The 10,005-nt window shown below is 59.1% G+C and carries 14 protein-coding genes and 1 pseudogene; 2 read left to right on the forward strand and 13 right to left on the reverse strand.

The features are described 5' to 3' along the window. Window positions 1-164: 164 nt before the first annotated feature. Together Q0X85_RS05270 and Q0X85_RS05275 are read left to right on the forward strand one after the other, a co-directional pair. Window positions 165-791 (forward strand): annotated as a pseudogene (locus Q0X85_RS05270) (MauE/DoxX family redox-associated membrane protein); the annotation flags it as partial. A gap of 191 nt (window positions 792-982) precedes the next feature. Further along, window positions 983-1,987 carry a permease gene (locus Q0X85_RS05275; protein ID WP_297769977.1) on the forward strand — a complete coding sequence of 335 codons (1,005 nt, stop codon included), beginning with the start codon at window positions 983-985 and terminating at the stop codon, window positions 1,985-1,987. Here the strand turns inward: Q0X85_RS05275 and Q0X85_RS05280 are convergent. The 13 genes from Q0X85_RS05280 to Q0X85_RS05340 form a co-directional block, all read right to left on the reverse strand. Beyond that, window positions 1,984-2,724 (reverse strand): cytochrome c biogenesis protein CcdA, encoded by a 741-nt coding sequence (locus Q0X85_RS05280; RefSeq protein ID WP_297769980.1) that lies wholly within the window; start codon window positions 2,722-2,724, stop codon window positions 1,984-1,986. The two genes, Q0X85_RS05275 and Q0X85_RS05280, sit on opposite strands and share 4 nt — an antisense overlap. After that, entirely contained in the window at window positions 2,721-3,212 is a 492-nt protein-coding gene (locus tag Q0X85_RS05285) for a hypothetical protein (RefSeq protein ID WP_297769982.1), read from the reverse strand. Before Q0X85_RS05285 ends, Q0X85_RS05280 begins: the two co-directional genes overlap by 4 nt. Further along, a complete protein-coding gene (locus Q0X85_RS05290; RefSeq protein ID WP_297769984.1) occupies window positions 3,209-3,904 on the reverse strand; it encodes an SCO family protein in 696 nt (231 codons plus the stop codon). Before Q0X85_RS05290 ends, Q0X85_RS05285 begins: the two co-directional genes overlap by 4 nt. A 60-nt stretch (window positions 3,905-3,964) precedes the next feature. After that, a complete protein-coding gene (locus Q0X85_RS05295; RefSeq protein ID WP_069301687.1) occupies window positions 3,965-4,237 on the reverse strand; it encodes a hypothetical protein in 273 nt (90 codons plus the stop codon). 40 nt (window positions 4,238-4,277) lie between these two features. Continuing rightward, window positions 4,278-4,559 (reverse strand): hypothetical protein, encoded by a 282-nt coding sequence (locus Q0X85_RS05300; RefSeq protein ID WP_069301686.1) that lies wholly within the window; start codon window positions 4,557-4,559, stop codon window positions 4,278-4,280. Window positions 4,560-4,641: 82 nt separating this feature from the next. Continuing rightward, window positions 4,642-5,154: a TlpA disulfide reductase family protein gene (locus tag Q0X85_RS05305; RefSeq protein ID WP_297769989.1), complete on the reverse strand. Its 513-nt coding sequence runs from the start codon at window positions 5,152-5,154 to the stop codon at window positions 4,642-4,644. Then, window positions 5,151-5,747 carry a DsbE family thiol:disulfide interchange protein gene (locus Q0X85_RS05310; protein ID WP_069301684.1) on the reverse strand — a complete coding sequence of 199 codons (597 nt, stop codon included), beginning with the start codon at window positions 5,745-5,747 and terminating at the stop codon, window positions 5,151-5,153. The genes Q0X85_RS05305 and Q0X85_RS05310 overlap by 4 nt, the downstream gene beginning before the upstream one ends. Continuing rightward, window positions 5,744-6,139 carry a cytochrome c gene (locus tag Q0X85_RS05315; RefSeq protein ID WP_240313134.1) on the reverse strand — a complete coding sequence of 132 codons (396 nt, stop codon included), beginning with the start codon at window positions 6,137-6,139 and terminating at the stop codon, window positions 5,744-5,746. Before Q0X85_RS05315 ends, Q0X85_RS05310 begins: the two co-directional genes overlap by 4 nt. 184 nt (window positions 6,140-6,323) lie before the next feature. Next, window positions 6,324-6,458: a hypothetical protein gene (locus Q0X85_RS05320; RefSeq protein ID WP_281200965.1), complete on the reverse strand. Its 135-nt coding sequence runs from the start codon at window positions 6,456-6,458 to the stop codon at window positions 6,324-6,326. A 66-nt stretch (window positions 6,459-6,524) separates the two neighbouring features. Continuing rightward, the gene (locus tag Q0X85_RS05325) at window positions 6,525-6,980 is read right to left on the reverse strand and encodes a DUF411 domain-containing protein (RefSeq protein WP_009820203.1); all 456 of its coding nucleotides are present in this window, start codon (window positions 6,978-6,980) and stop codon (window positions 6,525-6,527) included. 40 nt (window positions 6,981-7,020) lie between these two features. Further along, window positions 7,021-8,460: a multicopper oxidase family protein gene (locus Q0X85_RS05330; RefSeq protein WP_108721713.1), complete on the reverse strand. Its 1,440-nt coding sequence runs from the start codon at window positions 8,458-8,460 to the stop codon at window positions 7,021-7,023. Window positions 8,461-9,119: 659 nt separating this feature from the next. Continuing rightward, a complete protein-coding gene (locus Q0X85_RS05335) occupies window positions 9,120-9,743 on the reverse strand; it encodes a transmembrane anchor protein (protein WP_297770002.1) in 624 nt (207 codons plus the stop codon). Between the two features lie 17 nt (window positions 9,744-9,760). Beyond that, on the reverse strand, window positions 9,761-10,005 hold a 245-nt coding region (locus Q0X85_RS05340; protein ID WP_297770005.1), incomplete at its 5' end, for a HupE/UreJ family protein.

The following is a 10,005-nucleotide window of genomic DNA, read 5'->3' on the forward strand; positions in this document are numbered from 1 at the left end:
CAAACGGCCGTACTCTCAACTGAAACATCAAGCCCTATGTAATACGCCATGGTCATCTCCTCTTTGCCGAAAACCACCACGATAATGGTGGCGAATCGGCCCGATGACCGCATCTCCGTTACGAAAACCTCAAATCTGTCCCATAGGCGCTGACGTCAGACAGTGAGGAAACCGACGCGTTCATGGAAGAGCACGGCGTCGAAACCACCCCGCAAACCTGGATCGGCAACGAGCGGACCGGCGGATATGACGACCTTCGGGTCCATTTCGGCATCGATGCGCCCGAAGACGAACGCTCGGACACATCCTACCAGCCGGTGATTGCGATCTTTGCCGTCGCGTTCCTGATGGCGCTCGGTTTGTCATGGTACAGCTTCGAGACCATTTTCACCCTGCACGCCCTGGAATGGTTCATCTCGATCTCGATGTGCTTTCTGGCCGTACAAAAACTTCAGGATGTCGAGAGCTTTTCGACCATGTTCCTGAACTACGACCTGCTGGCGCGTCGGTGGGTGCGTTATGGCAAGATCTATCCGTTCGGAGAGGCTTTCGCAGGTATCCTCATGGTCGCCGGGGCGCTGACCTGGCTTTCGGCACCGGTGGCCCTGTTCATCGGCACTGTTGGCGCGGTATCGGTTTTCAAGGCGGTCTATATCGACAAGCGTGAATTGAAATGCGCCTGTGTCGGTGGTGACAGCAATGTACCGCTCGGCTTTGTCTCGCTCACAGAGAACTTGATGATGATGGTCATGGGGATTTGGATGCCGATCAGAGTCTATCTAATCGGCTGAAAGGCAGATGCCGTTTTCACATCCCTCAGACTCGTTCTCCCGGCAGGTGCGCAGATCAGGCATCACTGCAAAAAAAGGTCAAGCTGAATGGACCAGATAATCGAAGCATTCACGACCGGGGCGGCATGCTCTAGAAGGCGCTCTGGGCGCTGATCTTCGGCTATATCATCTCCGCAGGCATCCAGATCTTCGTGACACGGGATCAGATGGCGCGTGTTCTGGGTGATCGTGGTGCCGGGAAGGCAGGTATTGCCGGCTTCTTTGGTTTCGTGTCGTCGTCCTGTTCCTTCGCGGCTCTTGCCGCGTCGCGTTCGATCCTCGTGAAAGGTGCGCATCCGGTCCATTCGATCGCCTTCCTGATTTCATCAACAAATCTGGTGATCGAGTTTGGAATCGTCCTTCTGGTCCTGCTGGGCTGGAAATTCATGGTGGCGAATTTCCTGCTTGGCATCCTGATGACGATCTACGCCTATGCCCTCACCCTGATATGGTTTCCAAAACCGCTTGTCGAAAGCGCAAAAGAGCATGCGGCGAAGGCCCAGTCCGACGAAGGTATGGACATGGACAAAACCATGAAGGGAACGTTTCGCGACAAGCTGCTGTCCCGTGAGGGGTGGGATCGGATCGCCCGCGCCTTCTTCATGGAGTGGAAGATGGCCTGGAAGGAGATCCTCTTCGGCTTCACGGTCGCCGGCTTTATTTCCGTCTTTGTGCCGCAGAGCTTCTGGAACGCAATCTTCCTGATAGGCGACGGCGGAGCGCAAGATGCGTCGGGCTTCCTGATCGTTCTTGAAAACGCGCTGGTGGCACCGATCGTGGCATTTTTTACCTTCATCGGGTCGATGGGAAATGTCCCCCTGGCCGCAATGCTCTGGTCGCGTGACGCGTCGTTCGGAGGCGCGATCGCCTTTCTCGGAGCCGATCTTGTTGCGGCCACGGTGATCTGGGTGCACGCAAAGTATTATGGCTGGCAGTATGCGCTCTATCTTTCAGGCTTGCTGTACCTGTGCATGGTCGCTGCGGGAATTACGGTGCATTACCTATTCGCTCTCGTAGGGATGATCCCGACCGAGCGGCCTTCGCTTCAGGAAATGGTCCGGTTCAGCATCGACTACACGTTCTTCCTCAACCTGATATTTCTCGTCATCGGGGCAATACTGATCTGGCTTCACCTTAGGAATGCCAATGAAGACTAACCGATTGAAGCCAGGAATGGGAAGGTTCCCAGAAGCCAGTAGGCAAACCGGGACAATTGGCCGGTCATGATGGCAACGCCCATGATGATCATGGCGACGCCTGCGCCCTTGTAGAGCCAGCGACCGGCCTTGCCGATCTGTCTGACCCGCGCGGCGATGGCGTCGGTGAACAGCGCGGCCAACAGGAACGGCACGCCCAGCCCCGCGGAATAGATCGACAGCAGCCAGATGCCGTCCGACATACCGCCGGATGTCGAACTGAGTGTCAGGATCGCGCCAAGGATCGGTCCGATGCAGGGGGTCCAACCAAAGGCGAAGGCCAAGCCCAGAACATAGGCTCCAAGCGGGCGACCCCCCAGAATGTCGAGTGTGAAGCGGGTGTCACGCGAGAAGGCATCCAGACGAAAGACGCCCAACATGACCAGTCCGAACAGGATGATGATCGCCCCGCCCAGATAGTTGAGTTCAGTGCGCCAGGTCAGAAGCAGCGACCCGAGCGCGCTAGCCCCGGCCCCCAACGCGACAAAGATCGTGGAAAATCCAAAAACGAAACAGGCGCTTAGCCCAAGTGCGTTGGCGCGCGCCCGCAGGCCGACCGATCGCTTCGTTCGCAAATCCGGCTGGCCAGCAATATAGGAGACATAGCCCGGCACCAGCGGCAGGACGCAGGGCGACAGGAACGAAATGGCCCCGGCCAGAAAGGCCGCGAAGATGCCGATGCCGGAAATATCCATCATGTGTTTCCATGTCCGCTGAAGGGCCGTGATGCCCACCAGAAGGCAATCAGCGGGATTACGATCCATTGCAGTACCGGAGACAACCCTGCATCAATGACCGGAATGATCGGCATCAGGTCTGAATAGGCCCAAGCCGCGCGGATCACGATGTTAAGCCATTCGCTGAACAGCGTATATCCCAACCCGAACACCACCGTCAGGACGGTAACCGAGCGTCGCGTCGAAGCGACAATGGGCCAGCCTCGGCCCGACATCATCAAGGCGAGCACCAGCGCGCTCATGGCAATCAGGATGTCGCCACCCGTGCAATGAACCGCGGCGAAGACGATCTCACCCCAGGTGCCCTCGTTCCAGATCGTGTAGAGCGGCATATGGGCGAACTCCCAGATAAGATTGGCCGGGATGATTACCGAAAAATACCGACGCAGGGCTGTCAGTGAAATTCCGTCTGTCGAGGACAGCCTGACGCCAGTCGCGGTGACACTCATTGAAACACCCCTGTCACCCGGTCCCACCAACTGCGTTCCCGGCGTCGATGCTGGGCATTGTTGATCAACTCGCTGACATAAAGGATCAGGTTCACATTCTTGAAGTCCATGCCATGGAATTTTGCGGCAAACCGCCCGCCGATATCCACGACATGGGTAACCGCTCCGTGCATCATCATATCGCTGTCGGCAGTCATGGTGAACTCGAGCCCATAGTCCCGCGCCAGAATGCGCGTCGCGTCGTCGCCCTGATCGGGCCGCTTGGTCAGGATGACCCAGTTGGTCGGATCAAGCCCATGCCGGTCCGCGTACTCGCGCAGGACGTCCGGCGTGTCATTCACCGGATCGGTCGTGATCGAGATGAACTGCACCAGATCCTTCATCGGCCCGTCGTTGATCGAAGCCTGGACCGCCGCGATCTTTTCCGCATGGAGCGGGCAGATATCCGGGCAGTTGGCATAGATGAAATGCAGGATGACCACCTTGTCGCTGAAATCCGACAGGCGCACGGGATTCCCCTCGGAATCCTGCAGCTCGAATTCTGGGGCCTGCGCCGCATCTATGGCCTGGAAATATGGCTCCATCTCGAACATGCGGGCATCCAGATTTTCACCCGGATGATTGGCGAAGGCCGGAGACGAAATCGTGGCCGCGAGTATCGCTAAAGCGGCGCGCCGTGTCAGTGCTGTCAATTCTTGTATCCTTACAATAAATGCCTGCCGATCCGTTGACCGACAGGCATTTGGGCAAATCTAGCCGTCAGACTTTTCCGACGGCATCATGCCGCCGTCCATTTTCTCGGTCATGGACGCCATCATCTCGGTGCAGGCTTCCATCATGGGTTTCATTTCGGCCATCATCTTCATCATGCCCATCATGTCGCCGTCCATCATGCTGCCTTGCATGGCCCCCTCATTCTGCATCATTTCGCCCGTTTCCGGCGTGGTCTGTTCCTGGGCGCTGACGGCAAATGCACTTGCGGTAAGGGCCGTCGCAACGACGAAACTTGTAAGTGTTTTTCTCATGGTTTTCTCCTTGGGTTGATCGTGTAGTTATCGAAAGAACTCAGTCGGGAGACGCCCCGTCCGGCGATTTGGAGCAGCCCTTTCCAGACCCGCCCTTCATGCACAGACCCAGGCCGCACATCGCGGCACAGGGGGCCAGCGAGACCAGAACAGGCGCGAGCCCGATCGCGGTGAGCCATCCCCAGTTCAGGGCCATGCCGCCCCCCATCACGGTTGCCGCACCGACGAACAGCAATCGTCTGCACGTAAACCACTGGGTCCAATTGCCAACTCTTGCGATGTTGGCGGTGATTGCGCCGTTAGAGGGTGATATGTCGGTCATCCAGAAAATCCTTTCGATGTGTAAGAAATAGTCGTTCCAGTAACTGGAAGGTCAAGAGCGGGCGGTACTCTTTCGGCGGTATTCATTCGGTAAAGCCACGTAGGAAGGACACCATTTCGGGATCATCCCATTCGGCCGGGCCGACCAGTCTCCCAAGCTCCCGCCCCTGCGCGTCGATCAGGATCGTCGTCGGCAGCCCGACGGTGCGCAGGGCAGTCATCGACAGCATGGTCTCGTCGACATACATCGCGAGGTTGGTGATACCGATCTCGTCGTAGAAACGCCGCACGACGGGCGACCCCGCCCTGTCGATGGACAGGGCGACCACCTCGAAGCGGTCGCTGCCAAGTTCCGCCTGAAGCGCATCCAGCGTCGGCATCTCTTCGCGGCAGGGGACGCACCAGGTTGCCCAGACGTTCACGAGGACCACCTTGCCGCGAAAGTCCTCCATGTCACCGCGACTGCCGTCCGCGGTCAGATAGCGCACGTTGATCACGGGCTGTGGCGTGTCATGCAGCGCAAACCCCTGCGGCCCAGCAAAGGCCGCGCTGACGGACAATGCCCAGGCGATCAGCGCCGGTTTGAGATGTTTCATTGTGTTGGCTCCTTGCCAGCTTGGGTTTTCAGATCACGGACGATCGGCAAAAGGGTTTCCTCCAGGTTCGCTCGCGTGATGGGGCCGACATGGCGGTAGGCAATGGTGCCATCGGGGGCGATGACATAGGTTTCGGGCACGCCGTAAACGCCCCATTCGATGCCCGCGCGTCCGTCGATGTCGGCCCCGATGCGCGCGTAGGGATCGCCCAATTCGTCGAGCCAGGCGCGCGCCTGCTCGGGTGGGTCCTTGTAGTTGATCCCGTAGAGCGGCACCTCACCGGTGGCGCTCAGCTCCATGAACAGCGGGTGTTCGGCCCGACAGGGCACACACCACGAGGCAAAGACGTTCACCAGCGAGACATGGCCGATCAGGTCCTGCGTCGACAGACCGTCGTCACGGCCGAGCACCGGAGCAAGCGCAAACTCCGGCACAGGTTTGCCCAGAAGCGCCGATGGCAAGTCGTCGCCGCCCCTGAAAAGCCCCCAGCCGAACAAGACCATGAGGGCAAAAGCTATCAGCGGCACCAGCACAAACCCGGAGATCCTGCGCCGCGCCACGGCTTCGTTTTTGCTGACGACCTCTTGCGTCATGGCTGCACCTGCTCATCCGCAAGGGTACGGCTTTCCTGCGAAGCGCGGTTCCGATCGGGCCATGTGCTCTTGATGTAATCGATGATCGCCGTGATCTCATCGTCCGTCAGCGCCTCCCCGAAACCGGGCATGTCGCTTTCATAGCCATTCCCGACAATCGCCGCCGTTCCGCGCTTCACGATGTCCAAAAGCACGCGGTCCGTATGGTGCCAGGTATGGCCTGAGGCGTCATGCGGCGGGGCAGGCAACCGGCCGTTCGGCAATCTGGAGCGCCAATCGGGCTGCCCCTCCAGGTTTGCGCCATGGCAACTGGCACAGTTCTCCTGATAGAGGCGCTCGCCCGCGTGCAAGTCGCTCTGCGCCGCAACGGGCAGGACCGTTGCAGCGAGCAAGAACGCGGAGACTCTAATGCCTGTTATCACTACGCTTACGCCTCCTTTTTACGAGCCACATACAGAGGATGAAGAGCGCCAATAGCGACGACACAATGAGCAGGACGCAAAGCGCCCAAACCAATCCCATCGACATCAGGCTGTCGCCGCTGCTGGCACCCTCATTACGCATCCCGGCGCATTTCTATTTTCCGCCGTCTGAGCGGATGTATTTGACCAATGCGATCGCCGCGAGCACCAGCACCCCCACGATCAGCAACCAAACCAGTCCCATCGCGATCATCATGCCGCCGCCCATCATTCCACCATCCATCATCATGCACTTCATCCTTTGTTTTCCCTTGAAACCGGTCAGGCACGGGATCGCACCAGGCCGCGCAATTGATCATTCGACCGCATAGACGGTCGGGTTCACACCTTCTTCGACGGTGTAAATCTTGAACGGTTCCTGCTTCGCGCCCCCCATACCCGGCGATCCCAACGGCATGCCGGGAAGTGTCAGACCGGCAATGTCCGGGCGCTCATCAAGCAACTTGTTGACGACATCAATTGGCACATGACCGCTGACGACGTAGTCACCCAGAAAGGTCGTATGGCAGCCTTGGAAATCGTCCGGGATACCTGCATCACGGCTGATCTGAGCCAGATCATGGGTCGGCTTTACCTCGACCGTGAAGCCATTCTCGCGCAGGTAGTCCGCATAGCTCTCGCAGCATCCGCATTGCGGGTTCTTGTAGAGCGTGGCCTCTTGCGCTGCGGCAGGCGCGGCATTCAGGCTCATTGCAAGGACAGCGGCAGCACCTGCGGTGCCAAGACTGGCAAGTCCAATTAGTTTCTTCATCGGTTCTTTCCTTTCGTGTTGATCGTTACGTGAGATTGTTTCAGGTTTTGGTCGTGCCGGGATCGACACGTATGATGCCCATCATGCCGGCCGCCTGGTGTTCCAGGATGTGACAATGGAACATCCAGTCTCCCGGATTGTCCGCCACGAAGGCGATCTCGACCCGTTCCTCCGGTGCCATCAGGACGGTGTCCTGCCATTCGCGATGCCGTGTCGGTTGCCCGTTCCGTGTGATCACACGGAACGAATGTCCATGAAGATGCATCGGGTGATGCCACGCGGTGCGATTGTCCATCTGGACCACATGCGACGTGCCCTGCGGCAGGACCAGCAATGGATCCATCATGTGCCCGGTTGCTGCTTCGCCGTTGATGAACCACATGTTGCCTTCGCGCATCTGCTCCATCATGGACCCCATGCCGCCGCCCATCATCATCTGCCCCATCATACCGCCATTGAAGATGATCTGATGCCGCGTCGCAGCTTGCATATCGGGTTCGGCCAGCGGGTTGGGTGGCAGTTCCATCGACCAGTCCGGGACCGCGTCCCGTAACCGATCCGGCCCGTAGGCGAGATCGACCAGACGGTATTCCAGATCCCTGTAGAAGACATCGGTGATGGTCAGGCTCTCTCCGGGCTTGCCGGTCATATCAATCACCAGATCGACACGCATGGCCGGGCCGACCACCACGATGTCATCGTCTGGTACATGAGGTGACACGGGTTGACCGTCCAGAGCGACCACGACCGGCGCAAGACCACCGAAATTCAGCCCGAAGATCCGGGCATTCGCCGCATTGATCAACCGCAGGCGGATGCGTTCTCCGGATCGCACGGAGATGCGTTCCGGCATCTGGCCGTTGATGGTCACGGAATTGCCGATGCGGCCGCCGTGCATGGCGTCGTGACGGCTTCCGAAGTCCCCGGCAATCTGTCCTTCTCGGGTCATGCGCCAGTCATCAAGCATCCAGGTCAGGTCGCGATCCACACGGATCGGGTCCGCCTCCTCGACGATCAGCGGCCCGTAAAGGCCGCGGCCGACCTGTTCCGAACTGCGCTGGTGCGGGTGATACCAGAACGTACCTGCGTCCAGCGCATCGAATTCGTAGAGAAACTCGCCACCGACCGGGATCGGGTCCTGTGTCAGGAACGGCACGCCGTCCATCGCATTGGGTGTGCGAATGCCATGCCAGTGGACCGTCGTCCCTTCATTTAGCCCGTTCTGGGCCAGAACCCGAATTCGGTCTCCCTGCCGCACCCGGATCTCGGGGCCGGGGAGGGATCCGTTGTAGCTCCAGACGTCGGTAGAGCCGTAGGGTGCCGGTCGCAGGGCGGCTTGTCCGGCCGCAGCGCGTAGCACGAAAGGGTCCCCGGTCGGACTGGCCATCGCTACTCGTGCCGGTGACAGAGCGGATATGGCCGTGAGAGCGGCACCGGTGCGCAGCACGTGCCGTCGTGAAATCAGTCTGTTGAGGGTCATTACTTCTGCCTTGATCTGAAAGGGTCGCACTCAGCCAGCTTCGGCCAAGGCAACGGTCAGGCCCCGCAACAAGCGAGGCCGTTATCACGTTCAGACAGGCAGCTTGGGAGGAAATGGATCAAGGGAGGGAACCGCGCCAATCGGGATCACAGATCCCGCGACTGGGATGACAACACCGAAGGCCATCTCAAGCGTCATCGCTGACGTACGAGCTACGATACCGGCCGTGCTTCCCGCGCCACAAGGGACTGTACACCCACCCTCGCAGGATATCCCGTCAGCAAATCCGATCGGATCGCATCCGCCGCAATGGTCGTCCGCGCTTTCGGCGCCCACCATCTGAGCCATTGCTGCCTCAGCCGCATTCGCTGCCGATACATCCGGCGCAACCACGGCACCGAAGCTCAATGCAAGAATCAAAATGAGGCGAAAGACACGGATCATGCAGTTCTTATGCAAGCTTCCAGTAGGGGGAGGTCAAGAAGTATCCTGTAACATAGGCGTGACATTGCCACGCGGGTACTGACTGACTGGCCAACGGATGCCCGAGGTTGGTTTCAGGGGAAAATCTGAGGCGAGACTGCGGACTCATCCAAGGTCTGTTTCGGAGCCAGGCAACCACCCGCATCCTTTCATGCGGGTGGCTGCCCTTTCAGGGTCTAGTCGAGCTGCACGAACTCGGCATATTCGCCGCGCACCTGGACAGTCACGGTTGCGGGCTGGCTGTCCCGATTCCGCCAGAACCAGCCGTGTTGCCCATCGAAGTCGGCGGTGACCTCGCCCTCGGAGCCACTGGAACCACGGCCTTTTTCATAGGTTACCGTTTGGCCACCACCATGACCGTGCAGGTCAAAATTCACCCGGCCGCCCTCAACGATCACCCTGTATTCCGCCGTCTGGCCTTCGTCCATCACCATCTTCCAGTCCGCCGAGTCGCCAGGCGCCAGGGTGAAGGTGATCTCGTCGCGCCAGGCTTCGACCTCCTGCGCATGTGCCGCGCCGACGAAGAGCCCGAAGATATCGTTCATCAGGCTCGACTGCTCGTCTGCCTCAAGTTCCAGCAGTCTGTCGGCTTCGGCCTCCTCTGCGAGCTGGGTCTTGATTTCGCCCATTTCTGCCAGACCGAGGACGCCGCCGATTCCTGTAGGGTCGATGTTGTATTCGGCAGGCAGCACGACGGTCACAAGGATCGCAACGGCGCTGGCCGCCGCAATGGCGGTGGAACGGATAAGCTGCGCGGAGCTGGGAAGCTCATCAAGGCTCGGTTTTTTTGCGTTAAACATTTTGGTCTCCTAAATTCTCAGGTGGCTACGAAGTAGCCGGTGATTTGCAAGCCCATGAGGATGAACCCCATGGACATCATGACGACGTTGGCGGTGTAGGCTTGGCGGAAGAAGTTTGGGGATTTCCGCCAGAATCCCATGACGATGAGGATCACGGCAAGCGCCATGATCTGGCCAAGCTCGACGCCCACGTTGAACGCCAGAAGATTGGCCAGCAGCCCGTCCGAAGCGATTTCATAGTCTAGGATTTTCGTGGCCAGGC

Source organism: uncultured Roseovarius sp. (assembly GCF_947259555.1).
GTDB lineage: Bacteria > Pseudomonadota > Alphaproteobacteria > Rhodobacterales > Rhodobacteraceae > Roseovarius.

Coding starts and splice junctions, on each gene's coding strand:
- Q0X85_RS05280 (WP_297769980.1), bottom strand. CDS start 2,724: ATGATGGATATTTCCGGCATCGGCATCTTCGCGGCCTTTCTGGCCGGG.
- Q0X85_RS05285 (WP_297769982.1), bottom strand. CDS start 3,212: ATGAGTGTCACCGCGACTGGCGTCAGGCTGTCCTCGACAGACGGAATT.
- Q0X85_RS05295 (WP_069301687.1), bottom strand. CDS start 4,237: ATGAGAAAAACACTTACAAGTTTCGTCGTTGCGACGGCCCTTACCGCA.
- Q0X85_RS05300 (WP_069301686.1), bottom strand. CDS start 4,559: ATGACCGACATATCACCCTCTAACGGCGCAATCACCGCCAACATCGCA.
- Q0X85_RS05305 (WP_297769989.1), bottom strand. CDS start 5,154: ATGAAACATCTCAAACCGGCGCTGATCGCCTGGGCATTGTCCGTCAGC.
- Q0X85_RS05310 (WP_069301684.1), bottom strand. CDS start 5,747: ATGACGCAAGAGGTCGTCAGCAAAAACGAAGCCGTGGCGCGGCGCAGG.
- Q0X85_RS05320 (WP_281200965.1), bottom strand. CDS start 6,458: ATGATGATGGATGGTGGAATGATGGGCGGCGGCATGATGATCGCGATG.
- Q0X85_RS05325 (WP_009820203.1), bottom strand. CDS start 6,980: ATGAAGAAACTAATTGGACTTGCCAGTCTTGGCACCGCAGGTGCTGCC.
- Q0X85_RS05330 (WP_108721713.1), bottom strand. CDS start 8,460: ATGACCCTCAACAGACTGATTTCACGACGGCACGTGCTGCGCACCGGT.
- Q0X85_RS05335 (WP_297770002.1), bottom strand. CDS start 9,743: ATGTTTAACGCAAAAAAACCGAGCCTTGATGAGCTTCCCAGCTCCGCG.